Here is a 15876-nt window from a genome sequence, read left to right on the forward strand (position 1 = left end):
TTGCATTAGAAAACTATTTCAAACGAAAAGAACAGATGAAAACATTACTTAAAATATTATTTGTCATTTTTTTACTATGGATAATTGTTGGAGCCTACCTTTTAAACACTGAACACCCCAAAGGTCAAGTTGTAATGGGCTTAGGCGTTTTATACATGTCTTTTGTATTAATGCCTATATTTATATACTATAGATACAAAGATGGTAAGTATAAAAAATACATTATTAATTCTGATAAGAACAAAAAAAAAGCTGAGGATTAATCCTCAGCTTTTTCATTTATACAATTTCTTTTTATTGTAACATAGGTGAGTAGTTTGTTGGGTAATCTACTGCTTTTGCTAAACCATCTTTAGCATCTTTAAAATTAGAACCATATGTTTTATCAATAGCTAATAACATTTGGTTAGCCATTAAGGCATATCCTCTAGCAGTTAAATGAATTCCATCTAAACTCACTAAACCTCCAGTTGCTAAACTCGTATTTAAGTTATAGTCTCCAAACTCTAAACCTGTAGTTGAAGCTTTTTCTAAAAGGGCTTTCAAATCAACAAAAGCCAATCCCTTTGCTTCCGCCATTGCTTTTATTGTAGCATTGTATCCATCTGTAGCTGTTTTGATTTCTGCTTGTTCTTGTGGAGTTAATACCCACTTATCTCCAAGAGGCAGAGAAATACCTTCTACAGAAAACATTCCCGCTAACTGTTGTGGTAAACCTTGAGACATTAAAAAACCAACTGAATCAGTATTAACCTCACCTATTATAGCACTACTTGGTAACACTAATAAATCTGCTTCTGTTGCTTGTCTTGCTTGCCCATAATAAGCTCCTAACAATCCTGCAACTTTTTGCAAAGTAGTATTATCTGTTGGTAAGCCAAAGCTTGCTACAAAAGAAGGAAAAGTAGGACTCCCTAAAAAAACCTGTATCATTTCTTCTCCAATATATGGTAAAGACTCATCTTTAATAACTACTGCACTCGCTGCATCTGTTGCAAAAACTATTGAACGCTCTGATACCCCTAAGAATTCGAAAGCTCCATTAATTGCTCCAAAAACATTATTTAACACTGGTATCTGCGCTGCAAATTCTTCATTTGAAGGGTCTAATGGTGCGTAAGGCACAGTTGTAAAATGTGGTAATGTTGTAATATAAGGTAAATTTGCTACTACTCCTTTAGCATCTGAAGTTGGTGCTAAAGTATTAATAATAGCGCCAAATACTTGCTCGAAAACTGGTTGCGGAGTGATTTCTCCAGCAGCACCTCCTGCAACAGCATAATCTAACACATCATTCCCCCCTATTTCAGATAAAGTGAAAAAAGTTGGTTGTTTAGATGCTATTTCAGCTAATAAAGTAGATTGAGCAGGACTCATTCTAACAAAATAAGGATTCGCTGTAGCTGGTTCTACCTGTAACCCAGCAGAGCTACCATAACCTGGGGCTAAAAAGTGAAAACTTTTTACTCCTGGAATTCCATAGTTACTAAAACTTGTTGCATTTGTTGCTGGATAACCCGCTATAGTTGTTGGTGTTTTATCAAGCCCTGTTGGTAACCCTGTTGTAGCATCAAAATAATATCTTGGATCTAAAACAACTTCACCTGTTACTGGATGAATCATTCCACCAACATTGTCTTCCATTAAAGGCTGGTTAAAATCTCCACCTCCTACCATAGCAAATTTGCTTGCTAAAATATTTGGAAAAGAATGTTGTTGCCCAATCTTGAACAAAGCTCCGTCTGAATACCCAGCTGTAAAAGAACCTCCCACTGCGATATAATTAGAAAAATCTACACTTCCCGCACTTAGAGCTATATTATTTTCTACTTCTGCTTCTGCTTTAATTTCTGGTAAGGTATTATCTACATCACAGGCAGCAAAACCTAAAAATAACGCAGATAAAAAAGTATATTTTATTGTGTTTTTCATTGTTTCTTTTTTTAGTTGTTGATAGTCCATGAAATGTAGTATTGAGAACCAACAGCTCCTACTCCTGGAGCACTTAAGTATTCTTTTCCTGTTAAGTTAGAACCTCCTACTTTGAATATTGATTTAATTGATGGAATAGAGTAGTTAACTTGAGCATCAAGAACTGTTCTGTCTTCAATTGTTCCTTCTAAGAAAGATGACTCCCAATAAAATTCATCTTGCCAACGTAAGTTAACATTGAATCCGAAGTTTTCAAATAAACTTGTGTGTCCAAATTGTAATTTAACTTTATGCTCTGGCGTATTAAACCCTGCTTCAAAATCTGGATCTGAAGCTTGGTCAAAATCAAGCTTAGACCATGTATAGTTTAATCCAAGATCAAATCCGTTAAGAACTTTTGTGCTTAAGCCTAATCCTAAACCGTATGAGCTAATATCTGCAGTAGAGTTTGTTCTAAAACCTACACCTGCATAATCTCCATTTTGTAAAGCTAATAAAGCTAATTCTCCTTGTGTTACATTTGGAATACCACTTGGCTCTGTACTTCCTACTTTTCCGTAAAAAGGAACTGCTATGTTTTTAACAGAAATAAAATCATTATAATCGTTATAGTAAGCACTTAAATCAATACCTAATTTATTTTCTCCTGTTGAGATTGCTCCACGATACCCTACTTCAAAAGATGTTACTTTTTCAGGTTTTACTAAATCAAAATTTGACTTTTGATATGTTCCTTCATCAATTGATTTTGCAGAAAAAGCATTAGTATATGCATCTCTACCCGTATATGTAGTTGTAGTTGAACCTAAGATTGCTGCTCCTGTTGGACTTAAATCTATTGGTGCAGAGGTAAATCTATCTAAGTTATCTTCGGCTGTACCTATTAAAGTTCCTCCTCCTGTATCTAAACCAATATATTGGTCTTGTGTTGTTGGATTACGGAAACCTGTTTGGAAAGATGCTCTGAAGTTATGGTTTTTCATTTCTCCTGCCGCATACGCTAACGATAAACGAGGTGAAACATTTCCATCAAAATTCATTGCTTTATCATAACGTGCAGATGCAGTTAACTTTAAACGATCATCTATCATTTTCTTTTGAATTTGTGTATATACACCAAATTCATCATAATCAATTGGTCCATCATTATCTGTATAAATTGTCCCAAATGAATTTAAGCTATACTGTCTGTAAGAACCTCCTACTTGTACTTCTGCCCAGTCGATATAATCACGTAAATTTAAGTTACCATCCACATGATACAATTGTGTATTGTCTTTAAATTTAGATCCTGTTTTTAAATCTGGATCACTAGTAACTTTATCAAAAGCTGCTTTAAACTCAGGTGTTCCTGGAATATAACGCCCAGTATCTGCTGCTTCTCTTGCTGCTTGATGCATTTGTTTCTCAGACAATCCTTGTGGATTTCCAGCTAACATAATATCTGCATAGGTTTGAATATAATCTCCGAACCAATCTTCATTAGATTTCCATTGCTTGTTTAAGTTGATTGCTGTAAAACGCGTATCGTAAGAATCTCCTGCGTCTTCACCTGTATAATATCCTCTTACAAAGAAGTTTTTACCTCTAACCTCTAACTTATGTTGCTCCATAAAGAAGTTAGCTATATTATATCTATTTTGTCCTTGATATATAGTATTTCCTCTACCGAATTTAGAATTCCAAATAATTTCTACACGGTCATTTCCTAAAGGGCGGAAATGTAATGCTCCTCCAAACTTCATGCTTTTTGCTTCATTACTCATCAAGTCAACTTCGTTATAACCTGTTCTAGTAACTCTCACGTCTGGAATAATCCCTAAACCTGAAGCTGTTCTTATATTTGTTCCTACTTCATCTCCGTAAACGTTTACACCGTCATAATCAATGGCAGAGTCTGCATCTCCTTCTCTTCTAAAACCTGCTTTGTATGTACCACCAACTCCTGATGTATTTCTATAATCTGTTGCGTGCCACTCTTCTCCTTTTAGGTAAGAAATGGTTGCTTTAGCTGCGAAATAGTCGTTAAATGTATGAGCCATACGCATACTAACATCGTAAAACTTATTATCTCCTGCTGCTTCTTGACTTGTTAAGCCACTTTTAACTACTGCACTAATTCCTTGCTCGTTAAATGGGTTTTTACTACGCATTAACATAATACCGTTAAATGCATTGGCACCATATAATGCAGAAGCTGCTCCTGGTAAAATCTCTACACTCTTCACATCTAATTCAGACAATCCTAATAAATTTCCTAATGAAAAGTTTAATGCAGGTGAAGAGTTATCCATACCATCTACTAACTGAACAAAACGCTCATTTGCAAATGCAGCAAAACCACGAGTGTTAACAGATTTAAATGTTAAACTACTTGTATTAATATCAACTCCTTTTAAGTTTTCTAAACCGTCATAAAAAGATGGAGCTGAAGTATTTTTAATTTCTCTAATATCAAAACGCTCAATTGTTACAGGTGATTCCATAACACGTTCTGGAGTTCTAGAAGCTGATACTACCACCTCATCTAATGAAGTAGCATTTTCGGTTAAACTAACCTCAACAACTTGATTGTTTTTAGTTATTTCAACTGTTTGTGTTTGATACCCTAAAGAAGATATTTCAATAGTAAACGGCGGGTTATCTGTTACTGTCATTGTAAACTTACCGTCAAAATCAGTAGAAGTCCCTACTGCTTTTCTTGAAACCTTAATGTTTGCTCCTGGAATAGGTTCACCTAAAGATACATCTTTAACTGTACCTGTAATGGTAGTTTGAGCAACCATTATTGCCGTGCCAAATAGCACAAATGCAACAAGTAATAGTTTTTTCATCATAATGTAAAATAATTTGTTAACTGCTTTGCAAAATACAATTTTTTTTCATTTACGAAATATACCGCGTTCTTTTTTACTATTTTATTAAATTATTAGATATTTTTTTTACTAAATCTGAATTTTAGATTTTATTCTTGAAATATTATTTATCCTCTTATACAAATTGTATTTTTGCCTAAATTTATTCGTAACCTTGGAAATTACACATTCTATTTTTGACTTCACCCCTACTCAAAAAACAATAGTTACCATTGGTACTTTCGATGGCGTGCACATTGGGCATCAAAAGATTATTGAAAAACTAGTGCATGAAGCAAAGTCTAGTGGAAAAAAATCAGTATTACTTACCTTTTTTCCACATCCTAGAATGGTGTTACAAAAAGACATTTCTATCAAATTGATTAATACGATTGAGGAACGTGCACAACATCTTGAAAAATTGGGGTTAGACTATTTAATTATTCACCCTTTTAGTAAAGAATTTTCAAGACTTACTGCTTTAGATTTTGTTCGAGATGTTCTAGTGAATCAACTTAACATTTCTAAATTAATTATCGGTTATGATCATCACTTCGGAAAAAACAGAGAAGGAAACATTGAACAACTAACCGAATATTCGCATTTATACGATTTTATAGTGGAAGAAATTCCTGCTCAAGATATTGACGAAGTTTCGGTAAGCTCAACTAAAATTAGAAAAGCGCTTTCTGAAGGACATTTAAAAACCGCCAACAACTATTTAGGATATAATTTTTCTCTTACAGGAAAAGTAGTGAACGGAAAACAGTTAGGTGGAAAAATAGGGTTTCCAACAGCTAATATTGATGTTCCTGAAGATTATAAATTGATTCCTAAAACAGGCGTTTATGTTGTAAAATCTACCATAGAAAATAATTCTGTTTACGGAATGATGAATATTGGGAATCGTCCTACTGTTGATGGCGAGTATCAAACCATTGAAGTTCACTTTTTCGATTTCAATCAAAACTTATATGACAAAGAGTTAACTATTGAATTGTTATACTTCTTAAGAGACGAACAAAAGTTCGATTCTGTTCCTGATTTAATATCACAACTCAAAAAAGACAAAGAAACTTCTTTAAACTACCTTAAAACAATTAGCCTCTAGCATTGCTTAAGTCTGTCGCATCTTTTATCTTTGCTTTTCTTAAAAAATTAAAAAGATGTTACAGGTTCAGTTTATTAGAGAAAACAAACAAACTGTTTTAGACGGATTAGCAAAACGTAATTTTGCTGATGCCGAAACAATTATTGAAGAAGTATTAACTGCTGATGAGACGCGTAGAGCTACACAAGTTTCTTTAGATAATGTTTTAGCTGAATCGAACAAAATATCCAAAGAGATTGGAGGTCTTTTTAAGTCTGGTAAAGTTGAAGAAGCAAATCAACTTAAAACAAAAACAGGTGAATTAAAGGAGCAATCTAAACAATTAACAGAAGAATTAAACTCTGCTGCTGATAAGTTAAACGAATTGTTATACCAAATTCCTAACATTCCGCATGCTTCAGTAAAAGCTGGGAAAAATGAAGAGGACAATGAAGAAGTATTTAAAGAAGGAATTATTCCTGATTTAGGAGAAAACGCATTACCTCATTGGGAATTAGCTAAGAAATACGACATCATCGATTTTGATTTGGGTGCAAAAATTACAGGTGCTGGTTTTCCTGTATATAAAGGGAAAGGGGCTCGTTTACAACGTGCTTTAATAAACTATTTTTTAGATAAAAATACGGCTGCAGGTTACAATGAAGTACAAGTTCCTCATTTAGTAAATGAAGCTTCAGGTTTTGGTACGGGTCAGTTACCTGATAAAGAAGGACAAATGTACCACGTAACTGGTGATAACTTATACTTAATTCCAACGGCAGAAGTTCCAGTAACAAATATGTTTAGAGATGAAATCGTACAAGAAAGTGATTTACCAATTACAGTAACTGGTTACACTCCTTGTTTTCGTCGTGAAGCTGGAAGCTACGGAGCACATGTTCGCGGATTAAATCGTTTACACCAATTTGATAAAGTAGAAATTGTTCGTGTTGAGCATCCTGACAATTCATACAATGCTTTAAACGGAATGGTAGAACACATTAAAGAAATTTTACGTGAATTAAAATTACCATATCGTATTTTACGTTTATGTGGGGGTGATACAGGATTTACTTCTGCTTTAACGTTCGATTTCGAATTATATTCAACCGCTCAAGAGCGTTGGTTAGAAATTAGTTCTGCTTCAAACTTTGAAACTTTTCAAGCAAATCGCTTAAAGTTACGTTTTAAAAATAAAGAAGGAAAAAGTCAATTAGTACACACTTTAAATGGAAGTTCTTTAGCTTTACCTCGTGTGCTTGCTGGTATTTTAGAGAACTATCAAACTGAAAACGGAATTAAAATTCCTGAAGTATTGGTTCCTTACTGTGGTTTTGATATGATTGATTAATCAATCTTCAATATAAAAATGAAAAAATCCCAAGCCTCAATTACGAGACTTGGGATTTTTAATTAATCAATCCCCATTGAAAAAAAATATGTTTAGTTGGCAACTACCGCTACCATTAATCTCTTGTATTTATTCATTTCTAGCAGTGCTTCAAAATATTGAGTTATTTGACCTTTTCTCATAAACTCATTTGCATTCTGCTTTGCTATCTCGTATTGTGTAGTAAAGTTTTTCATAATTTACATTGTTTAGTTGTTTTACTAATAAGACAAAGTTCGTGCCAAAATGTTACAATCCTTTTCAAAAAAGCACCTCTTTTAATAGTATTTTAACAATTATGTTCAGTATTTTTGATAAATGAAAAGAGCCGTTATTCTATTTAATTTACTGATATTTAGTTTGTTTTGTCACGCACAGCAAAACGAATTTATCATTGCTGAAAATTATTTTAGAAATAATGAATATGAAAAAGCAATTCAGTTATATAAAGAGTTATACAACCAAAGTCCTTATAATACTACTTATTTAGAAAGATTAATTACTTGCTACCAAGAAACTGAACAATTTACAGTAGCTGAAGATCTTCTTTTTCAAAAGTTAAAAGAAAAACCAAATTTAGCATACCTACATGTTGTTCTTGGTCACAATTTTGAACGTCAAGAAAAAATAGACACTGCAAACAAACACTATCAATTAGCAATACAGTCCATTAATAACAAGGCTAATTACGGGGCTTTAATTGCTGGTATGTTTAAAAATTATAGCAAACTAGATTTGGCTATTGAAACCTTTCAAAAGATAATGGATATAAATCCGAAAGCTAATTATGGTTTTCAAATGGCTCAAATTTATGGTGAGAAAGGTGATTTTAAACAAATGTTCGAATCATACATCGATTTGGTTGATAAGAACGAAGGCTACCTCAACAATGTTAAACGCTATGCTGGCAAATACTTAACTGATGATAGCGAGGATGAAAATAATATTCTGTTCAAAAAAGCTTTATTAAAAAGATCTATAAGCAACCCCAAAGACATATGGAACGATCTACTTTCTTGGTTATTTATTAGACAAAAACAATACAGCAAAGCACTTATTCAAAGCAAAGCATTATTTGCTAGAGATCCTGATAATTTAAATAGAATTAATGAAGTTGGTAAATTAGCTTTGGAAAATAAAGACTACGAAACCGCGAAAGAATGTTTTGATCTTATCATAGAAAACACCAATTATCCAAGAGATAAGTTTGCTGCAATAAACAACAATCTGAGAATAGCTATAGATACAAATCAACCAGACATAGAACAACGTTTTGATGCTATTTTTAAAGAATACGGTATAAATTCAAAAACATTATTCACCCAAATAGCTTATGCCGATTATTTAACCTTTACCAAAAACACCCCTGAAGAAGCTGAAGTTATTCTACAAAAATCTTTAGATTTTTCTAACTCAAGGTTTATAAAAGCTTCTATAAAACTAAAATTAGGAGATGTTTTAGTGTACATGGGTAAATTCAATAAAGCCCTCATTTATTATTCACAGGTACAAACATCATTTAAAAATCATAATATTGGGCAAGAAGCTCGTTTTAAAGTAGCTCAAGCATCTTACTTTAAAAATGATTTTAAATGGGCTAAAGCACAACTAAAAGTTTTAAAAGGTTCAGCATCTCAACTTATTGCCAACGATGCAGCAAACCTGTTTTTAACTATTTCAGACAACGAACCTAAAGACAGTATATCTTCTGGATTGAAAGAATATGCTAAAGCCGATTTGTTAGCTTTTCAGAATAAAAACGACAAAGCTATTGTTGTTTTAAGTGAAATTATTACAACTTATAGAGGACAAGCTATTGAAGACGAAGCCTTGTTTAAACAAGCTCAGTTATTTATTAAAAAGAAGCTATTTGATGAAGCTATTTTAAATTATGCTAAAATCATAGCCTTAGATAAAAAAGGAATTTATGTTGATGATGTATATTACTACATGGCAGAATTATACAACAACGAATTAAATAACCCTGAAAAGGCTAAAGAATACTATCAAAAGATTATTTTTGACCACCCTTCGAGCATCTATTTAGTAGAAGCTCGTAAAAAGTTCAGAAAACTAAGAGGAGACGATGTTAATTAAAGCAACAATCTTATTGTTTATCAACCAAGTAAAGCTTGTTTAATAAATTAATTCATCTCTCACTAAATTATAAAAGATGTACATATACAACGTAACCGTAAATATAGACGAAAGTATCCACGCCGAATGGTTAATTTGGATTGAAAACCATATCCCAGAAATGTTAGCAACGGGGCATTTTATCAGTGCAAAAATGACGCAAGTACTAGTTGAAGAAGAAATGGGAGGAATTACATACTCTATTCAATATACCGCAAGAACTCGTGAAGATTTGGACAACTATTATAAATATAGTGCAGACAAATTACGCAACGATGGATTAAAAAAGTTTGCAGATAAAATGCTAGCATTCCGCACAGAACTGAAAGTGGTGAATGAGTTTTACCCTACAGTAAATAGCAACTAAGATGCAAGAAAAAATCTATCAAAAGAAAAAACTACTTATCATAGTAGGAATACTCATAGCAACTTTAGGTGGAGTTATGGGATATTACACTTATGACAATAACCCTTGGGAAACCATTAGTGGAGTAATTAGTGGGATAGGTTTTGGACTAACATTTATAGCGTTAACAATAAAACCACCAACCAAATAGATATAATAAAAAATGACCGTAAGAGCTAAAAAACATTTAGGACAGCATTTTTTGAACGATGAAAACATTGCAAAAAAAATAGCTGATACTTTAACCGAAAACGGATACGAAAATGTATTAGAAATCGGTCCTGGAATGGGGGTTTTAACAAAGTATTTATTAGAAAAAAAGCCTAAAGTTACCGTAATGGAACTTGATTCGGAATCTGTAGTTTATTTACAAGACACCTTTCCTGTTGAACATATTAAACTAGACACCTCAAAAGAAAAATTTAATATCATTGAAGGTGATTTCTTAAAAAAGGACTTTACAGAAATATTTAACAAACAACAAGTAGCTATTATAGGAAACTTTCCTTACAATATTTCATCACAAATTGTTTTTAAGGCGATTGAAAACAGAGAGTATGTTCCAGAGTTTTCAGGAATGTTTCAAAAAGAAGTTGCTCAACGAATTGCTGAAAAAGAAGGGAGTAAAACTTACGGAATATTATCAGTATTAACACAAGCTTTTTACGATGCTGAGTATTTATTTACAGTTCCTCCTTCTGTATTCAATCCACCGCCAAAGGTAGATTCTGGAGTTATTAGACTTATCAGAAAAGAAAACTATACGCTTCCTGTAGATGAGAAATTGTTTTTTAGAGTGGTAAAAACTGCCTTTAATCAACGAAGAAAAATGCTTCGTTCTAGTTTAAAATCTTTCAATCTTTCGGATACCTTAAAAGAAGAACCTATATTTGCGATGCGTCCCGAGCAATTATCGGTACAAAAATTCATAGAATTGACACAAAAAATAGCTCAAGACAATAGTTAAAAGCTTATTTTTAAGTTAGTTTTAGAATATTCAACTCTCTATTATCGGCTAAAATCGTAAACGATGGCATTAGAAATTACGAAAGACTTACTAGAGCGCGTAGAAGATCTTATACAAAATCAGAAAGATAAATCGCTTTCTAAATTTTTCTCAGACTTCCACCATGCAGATATTGCAGAAGTATTAGATGAATTGTCTTTTGATGATGCTGTATATATCATTCGATTACTAGACAGTGAAACCACTTCAGAAGTATTAATGGATGTTGATGAGGAGGTTCGTGAAAACATTCTTGAACAACTTTCTGCTAAAGAAATTGCCGAAGAAATTGATGAATTAGATACCGATGATGCTGCCGATGTCATCGCTGAACTTCCAGAAGAGCGTAAACAAGAGGTAATTCAACAAATTGAAGACCGTGAACACGCCAAAGAAATTGTTGAATTATTACGTTACGACGAAGATTCTGCTGGGGGATTAATGGCTAAAGAGCTTGTAAAGGTTAATGAAAACTGGAATGTACTTACCTGTGTTAAAAAAATGCGTTTGCAAGCAGAAGAAGTAACCAGAGTACACTCTATTTACGTAGTAGACGATGAAGGGAAGCTGAAAGGGCGTTTGTCTTTAAAAGACCTTTTAATGGCGTCTACCCGTGCTAAAATATCAGATGTTTATATTCCTAAAGTAGATTTTGTTCATGTTCATGATAAAGCAGAAGAAGTTGCTAATATTATGAGTAAATATGACCTTGAAGCAATTCCTGTTGTTGATGAATTAGGTGTTTTAGTAGGAAGAATTACTATTGATGATATTGTTGATGTAATTAAAGAAGAGGCTGAAAAAGATTACCAATTAGCCGCAGGTATTACCCAAGACGTAGATTCTGAAGATAGTATTTTTGCCCTAACCAAGGCACGTTTACCTTGGTTATTCTTAGGAATGGTTGGAGGGCTAAGTGCTGCTAGTATTATGGGAGTTTTTCAAGATGCTATGGAAAAAAGTCCTATTCTCTTTTTATTTACACCGCTAATTGCGGCGATGGCTGGTAATGTAGGTGTACAATCATCAGCAATTATTGTACAAGGTTTAGCTAACGATGGAATTAAAGGTTCTATTTGGAATCGTTTATTAAAAGAAATTTCATTAGCAATGCTTAATGGTGCAATTCTAGCTGTTTTACTATTTTCTTTTGTATGGATAACTAAAGGAGATTTTCAGGTAGCTTTAGCTATTGCTTCTTCTCTATTTTCAGTTATTATTGTCGCTGGTTTGGTTGGCACCTCTATTCCGTTAATTTTAGATAAATATGGAATAGATCCTGCTATTGCAACAGGACCTTTTATTACAACTAGTAATGATATTTTTGGAATTCTAATTTACTTTTCAATAGCCAAAATGATTATTGGTTTTTAATCGCAGAATTATAAACAATTAATTGATTGTTAGACGGATATATCAAAAACATTAAAAACAGCTCCCTTAAATACTTAGCAATCTTGCCCGTAGTTTAATCTATAGATTCTACTTTTTCAATCAAATTATCTATTTTTTCATCTGGAATAAAGCCTTTCAACATCAGGAAAGCTCCGAAAACAATAAGTAATACTCCCATTCCGCGTTTTATACGATAAATAACCAAAGGGGTTAACCTGCTTTTTAATTGTTTTGCTAAAAGTATCTTTCCTAAATCGGTAATGGCATATCCTGCTATTACAGTACCAAAATACCAAACCAAGTATTTAGGGTTCATATCATAAGTAGGACCAATAACCACAATTAACCCTAACCAAAATGCCAACACTCCAATATTAATAAAGTTTAAAAAGAACCCTTTTAGCAACAGTTTTAGATAATTATTGCTTTCTGGTAAAACAACATCAGGAGCTTCTACTTCCTTCTTATTATTTTTATCTAAATAAGTAATTAATCCGTAAACAATTAGCACCAATCCGCCAATAAGAAATAACCGTGGATCGTCTTTTATTTTTTCTAACAAACTTCTACTTCCAAAGTAGGCAATTAGCATAAAAGAAATATCTCCTAAAATTACACCTATATCAAAGGCAATAGCTGCTCGAGCACCTTTTAAAATACTTGTTTTTATTAGCATAAAAAACACTGGCCCTATCATAAAAGCCATAAAAACACCTACTAAAAAAGCATTTTTAAAATCGTAGAAATCCATAATTATAAAGTTACGACTTACTAAACATCGTCAAAATCTACCACAATCTTCTGAGTTGTCGGATGTGCTTGACAAGTAAGAATTAATCCTTCTTCTAATTCTTCGTCTGTTAAAATTGAGTTTTTCGCCATTACCGCTTCTCCTTCGGTAACTTTAGCAATACAACTGCTACAAACTCCTCCTTGACAAGAATAAGGAGCGTCTAATTTATGATGCAAAGAGGCTGCTAAAACCGTATCTGTTTTCTCCATCATAAAAGTATGCTCTTCATCATCTAATAGTACAGTGATTTCAGATTTTCCATCAGGAATATTTAATGCCGCTTCCTCATCTGAAACACTTGCAGTAAACAATTCAAAATTGATATTTCTTTCATCAAACCCATCTTCTTGAAGTGTAGTAGAAACTGTTTGAATCATTTCTTCTGGCCCACATAAGTACACCGAATCAAAAGAAATATCTTTATGAACATTCTTTACAAAGTAATTTACAAGTCCTTTGTCAATTCTACCAAACTTAGTATTAGTTTTAACCTCTTGGCTAAATACATAGTGCAAATTTAATTGAGAAGGATGCTTTTCAGCCAACTCATTTAATTCATCGTAAAAAATAGTACTCTCAGCTTTCTTGTTTCCAAAAACCAAGGTAATTGTTGAAGTTGGTTCATTTTCTAACACAGCTTTTACCATTGATAAAACTGGTGTTATACCACTTCCTGCTGCAAATGCTAAATAGTTTTTTTGCGCTTGCGGTTCAATAATAAACTTTCCTTCAGGTTCAGAAATTTCTAAAAAAGTATTCTCTTTTAATTTCGTAGTAGCATAGGTTGAAAATTTTCCATGATCAACAGCTTTTACCGCTACTTTTATTTGTTTACTGTTAGGTGAAGCACAAATAGAATAAGCTCTTCTTATCTCCTTATCATCTAAATTGGCTTTTATGGTAATATATTGTCCTGCAATAAAAGTGTAATTACTTGCTAACTCAGCAGGTACATCAAATAAGATAGAAACAGCATCTGTCGTTTCTTTTATTATTTTTTCAATACGTAGTTTGTGAAATGTAGACATTTATTCATTTTATAAGGATTACAAAAATAAGAAACTCAGCACGAACAAAAGTTAGGGTTTTTACAAAAAGTATACCTAAGATTTTTATACATAAGAAAATTATGTATATTTGCATACCTAAGTTTCTTAGGTAAAATTTCGAACTTATGGGAAATCAGAAATTATATAAAGGATCATTACAAACTATTATTTTGAAACTACTAGCTCAGAATGATAAAATGTACGGATATGAAATCACGCAAAAAGTAAAAGAACTTACCAAAGGTGAATTAAAAATCACAGAAGGGGCTTTGTATCCTGCCCTACACAAACTTGAAGCTGAAGGCTTGTTAGACGTTGAAGTTGCTAAGGTTGGAAATCGTTTACGTAAATATTATAAGCTTACCGAAAACGGTACAAAAGAAACTGCAAATCGTCTTTCAGAAATGCAAGAATTTTTGAATACCATGCAACAATTGGTAAACCCTAAGTTTAGTTTGGAGTAATTTTTTTAGCTATGGAATTAACAAAAGAACAAATACAAGAAATTGACAACTATATCAATGCTTGTGGTATTAAATTTTATGATGTAAAAGCTGAATTAGTAGACCATTTTGCTTCAATTTTAGAAGAGCGCCTAGAAATAGAACCTAAATTAGATATTCATAAAACTATTATAGAAGAACATAAAAAATTTAGTGACCAAGGATTTAAAAAACTATTAAAAACAAAAACTGATACTGTTCACAAACGCTTTTATAAGCTGACTTTTTTACACTTAAAATCATTTTTTAAATTACCTAAACTCATAATAACAATTGCTATTTTTTATCTACTTAAAGAATTAATGAACCTCTTTGAAAACAAAGAACATTTCTTCAATTTACTTAGTGGAATTGGTCTTTTAATTATAGCACAATTGTTCATTCGTGTAACTACTAACATTGGAAGTAAAAAAGATAAATTTCTTGTTCTGAACAAGTCAGATATGTTTTTAAATCTTATAAATTCTCTTTTTATCATTTTTAACAGTAGTGTTACTTTCAGAAGTGATCAAAGTTTTACTGAAAACAATTATAATTTAATTCATTTAGGAATATTTGTTTTATTACTGCTTTTTTATTGGTCTGGTGAATATATCTTTTATCAAAATAAACAAACCATAAAAAAACAGTATCCTAACGTATTGGTATAAGCTATGGAATTAACAAAAGAACAAATACAAAAAATAGATCTCTTTTTAGAAGGAATAGGAATTGAATATATAGATATCCGATTTGAGATGGTAGATCATATTGCTACTGAAATTGAAAATAACATTGAAGATATAAATGCTTTTTTTAAATATAATGGCTTTCAAACTCCTTTCATAAAATATATGCTTAGCAGAAAAAAGGAATACTTCGAAAGCTATAAAAAACAAAAAAGAAAAGCTTTTTGGTTTAACATAAAAAGAACACTTGTTGCTGTTTTTAAAGAATCTATAAAACCTATTAACTTTATAGCTATTTTACTCTTTTTATTTGCTATTAATCTCTTGGAAAACTTTAACCTAAAATACGCCAGCGAAATTGTCTTTGTTTCTTTTTTTCTTAGTTTCTTTTATTTTACGATAAGGTTTAATCAGTTTAAAAAGAAATTTGGTGCCATTAAAATTATTCATGCTTATGCATCCATTTTTATGTTCAACTACATTGTCTCTTTTCACTTTCCTGGAATTACCCCTATCTTTAGTGAAGGTAGTTATTCACCTTTTCTTCTATATAAATGCTTTACAGCTCTAATTATTAATTTTTTAGTCTTTAAGTGCTTTCTAAATGAAAAAACAAATATTCAAAAACGCCTTAAAAATTTAGCTTGATTACT

16 protein-coding genes are annotated in these 15876 nt (G+C 32.1%); 11 read left to right on the plus strand and 5 right to left on the minus strand.

The window, feature by feature from the left end; all coding sequences use genetic code 11:
- Positions 1–35 precede the first annotated feature (35 nt).
- Positions 36–263 (plus strand): hypothetical protein, encoded by a 228-nt coding sequence (locus tag C8N26_RS02040; RefSeq protein WP_120185807.1) that lies wholly within the window; start codon positions 36–38, stop codon positions 261–263.
- Between the two features lie 31 nt (positions 264–294).
- On the opposite strand, the gene C8N26_RS02045 is transcribed toward C8N26_RS02040, so the two are convergent.
- Both C8N26_RS02045 and C8N26_RS02050 read right to left on the minus strand, forming a co-directional pair.
- A complete protein-coding gene (locus tag C8N26_RS02045; RefSeq protein ID WP_120186069.1) occupies positions 295–1932 on the minus strand; it encodes an SGNH/GDSL hydrolase family protein in 1638 nt (545 codons plus the stop codon).
- 11 nt (positions 1933–1943) lie between these two features.
- Positions 1944–4769, minus strand: a complete 2826-nt coding sequence (locus C8N26_RS02050; RefSeq protein WP_120185808.1) for a TonB-dependent receptor — start codon at positions 4767–4769, stop codon at positions 1944–1946.
- Positions 4770–4962: 193 nt separating this feature from the next.
- On the opposite strand from C8N26_RS02050, the gene C8N26_RS02055 reads away from it, so the two are divergent.
- Positions 4963–5898: a bifunctional riboflavin kinase/FAD synthetase gene (locus tag C8N26_RS02055; RefSeq protein ID WP_120185809.1), complete on the plus strand. Its 936-nt coding sequence runs from the start codon at positions 4963–4965 to the stop codon at positions 5896–5898.
- Positions 5899–5953: 55 nt separating this feature from the next.
- Positions 5954–7228, plus strand: coding sequence for a serine--tRNA ligase (gene serS, locus C8N26_RS02060; protein ID WP_120185810.1), 1275 nt, complete (start codon positions 5954–5956; stop codon positions 7226–7228).
- A 92-nt stretch (positions 7229–7320) separates the two neighbouring features.
- On the opposite strand, the gene C8N26_RS13450 is transcribed toward serS, so the two are convergent.
- Complete coding sequence (locus C8N26_RS13450) at positions 7321–7464, minus strand: hypothetical protein (protein WP_166627718.1); 144 nt, start codon at positions 7462–7464, stop codon at positions 7321–7323.
- A 121-nt stretch (positions 7465–7585) separates the two neighbouring features.
- Here C8N26_RS13450 and C8N26_RS02065 point away from each other — a divergent pair, with 121 nt between their 5' ends.
- The 5 genes from C8N26_RS02065 to mgtE all read left to right on the plus strand — a co-directional run bounded on the left by C8N26_RS02065 (position 7586) and on the right by mgtE (position 12189).
- Positions 7586–9364 (plus strand): tetratricopeptide repeat protein, encoded by a 1779-nt coding sequence (locus tag C8N26_RS02065; RefSeq protein ID WP_120185811.1) that lies wholly within the window; start codon positions 7586–7588, stop codon positions 9362–9364.
- Between the two features lie 76 nt (positions 9365–9440).
- Entirely contained in the window at positions 9441–9770 is a 330-nt protein-coding gene (locus C8N26_RS02070; protein ID WP_120185812.1) for a DUF4286 family protein, read from the plus strand.
- A 1-nt stretch (position 9771) separates the two neighbouring features.
- The gene (locus C8N26_RS02075; RefSeq protein ID WP_120185813.1) at positions 9772–9960 is read left to right on the plus strand and encodes a hypothetical protein; all 189 of its coding nucleotides are present in this window, start codon (positions 9772–9774) and stop codon (positions 9958–9960) included.
- A 12-nt stretch (positions 9961–9972) separates the two neighbouring features.
- The gene (rsmA, locus tag C8N26_RS02080; protein ID WP_028891511.1) at positions 9973–10776 is read left to right on the plus strand and encodes a 16S rRNA (adenine(1518)-N(6)/adenine(1519)-N(6))-dimethyltransferase RsmA; all 804 of its coding nucleotides are present in this window, start codon (positions 9973–9975) and stop codon (positions 10774–10776) included.
- A 63-nt stretch (positions 10777–10839) separates the two neighbouring features.
- On the plus strand, positions 10840–12189 hold the full coding sequence (mgtE, locus tag C8N26_RS02085; protein WP_120185814.1) for a magnesium transporter: 1350 nt from the start codon (positions 10840–10842) through the stop codon (positions 12187–12189).
- A 94-nt stretch (positions 12190–12283) separates the two neighbouring features.
- On the opposite strand, the gene C8N26_RS02090 is transcribed toward mgtE, so the two are convergent.
- Positions 12284–12961 carry a LysE family translocator gene (locus C8N26_RS02090; RefSeq protein WP_028891513.1) on the minus strand — a complete coding sequence of 226 codons (678 nt, stop codon included), beginning with the start codon at positions 12959–12961 and terminating at the stop codon, positions 12284–12286.
- Positions 12962–12981: 20 nt separating this feature from the next.
- Positions 12982–14031 (minus strand): ferredoxin--NADP reductase, encoded by a 1050-nt coding sequence (locus C8N26_RS02095; RefSeq protein ID WP_028891514.1) that lies wholly within the window; start codon positions 14029–14031, stop codon positions 12982–12984.
- A gap of 146 nt (positions 14032–14177) precedes the next feature.
- Between C8N26_RS02095 and C8N26_RS02100 the strand changes: the two genes are divergently transcribed.
- From C8N26_RS02100 to C8N26_RS02110, 3 genes are read left to right on the plus strand one after another with little or no spacing between them, the layout of a single operon-like run.
- Complete coding sequence (locus C8N26_RS02100; RefSeq protein ID WP_028891515.1) at positions 14178–14516, plus strand: PadR family transcriptional regulator; 339 nt, start codon at positions 14178–14180, stop codon at positions 14514–14516.
- An 11-nt stretch (positions 14517–14527) separates the two neighbouring features.
- Positions 14528–15205: a hypothetical protein gene (locus C8N26_RS02105; protein ID WP_028891516.1), complete on the plus strand. Its 678-nt coding sequence runs from the start codon at positions 14528–14530 to the stop codon at positions 15203–15205.
- A 3-nt stretch (positions 15206–15208) separates the two neighbouring features.
- Positions 15209–15871 (plus strand): hypothetical protein, encoded by a 663-nt coding sequence (locus C8N26_RS02110; RefSeq protein ID WP_120185815.1) that lies wholly within the window; start codon positions 15209–15211, stop codon positions 15869–15871.
- The last annotated feature ends 5 nt before the right edge of the window (positions 15872–15876 follow it).

Source organism: Tenacibaculum lutimaris (genome assembly GCF_003610735.1).
Lineage (GTDB): Bacteria > Bacteroidota > Bacteroidia > Flavobacteriales > Flavobacteriaceae > Polaribacter > Polaribacter lutimaris.

Coding starts and splice junctions, on each gene's coding strand:
- C8N26_RS02040 (WP_120185807.1), top strand. CDS start 36: ATGAAAACATTACTTAAAATATTATTTGTCATTTTTTTACTATGGATA.
- C8N26_RS02045 (WP_120186069.1), bottom strand. CDS start 1,932: ATGAAAAACACAATAAAATATACTTTTTTATCTGCGTTATTTTTAGGT.
- C8N26_RS02050 (WP_120185808.1), bottom strand. CDS start 4,769: ATGATGAAAAAACTATTACTTGTTGCATTTGTGCTATTTGGCACGGCA.
- serS (WP_120185810.1), top strand. CDS start 5,954: ATGTTACAGGTTCAGTTTATTAGAGAAAACAAACAAACTGTTTTAGAC.
- C8N26_RS13450 (WP_166627718.1), bottom strand. CDS start 7,464: ATGAAAAACTTTACTACACAATACGAGATAGCAAAGCAGAATGCAAAT.
- C8N26_RS02065 (WP_120185811.1), top strand. CDS start 7,586: ATGAAAAGAGCCGTTATTCTATTTAATTTACTGATATTTAGTTTGTTT.
- C8N26_RS02070 (WP_120185812.1), top strand. CDS start 9,441: ATGTACATATACAACGTAACCGTAAATATAGACGAAAGTATCCACGCC.
- C8N26_RS02075 (WP_120185813.1), top strand. CDS start 9,772: ATGCAAGAAAAAATCTATCAAAAGAAAAAACTACTTATCATAGTAGGA.
- rsmA (WP_028891511.1), top strand. CDS start 9,973: ATGACCGTAAGAGCTAAAAAACATTTAGGACAGCATTTTTTGAACGAT.
- mgtE (WP_120185814.1), top strand. CDS start 10,840: ATGGCATTAGAAATTACGAAAGACTTACTAGAGCGCGTAGAAGATCTT.
- C8N26_RS02090 (WP_028891513.1), bottom strand. CDS start 12,961: ATGGATTTCTACGATTTTAAAAATGCTTTTTTAGTAGGTGTTTTTATG.
- C8N26_RS02095 (WP_028891514.1), bottom strand. CDS start 14,031: ATGTCTACATTTCACAAACTACGTATTGAAAAAATAATAAAAGAAACG.
- C8N26_RS02100 (WP_028891515.1), top strand. CDS start 14,178: ATGGGAAATCAGAAATTATATAAAGGATCATTACAAACTATTATTTTG.
- C8N26_RS02105 (WP_028891516.1), top strand. CDS start 14,528: ATGGAATTAACAAAAGAACAAATACAAGAAATTGACAACTATATCAAT.
- C8N26_RS02110 (WP_120185815.1), top strand. CDS start 15,209: ATGGAATTAACAAAAGAACAAATACAAAAAATAGATCTCTTTTTAGAA.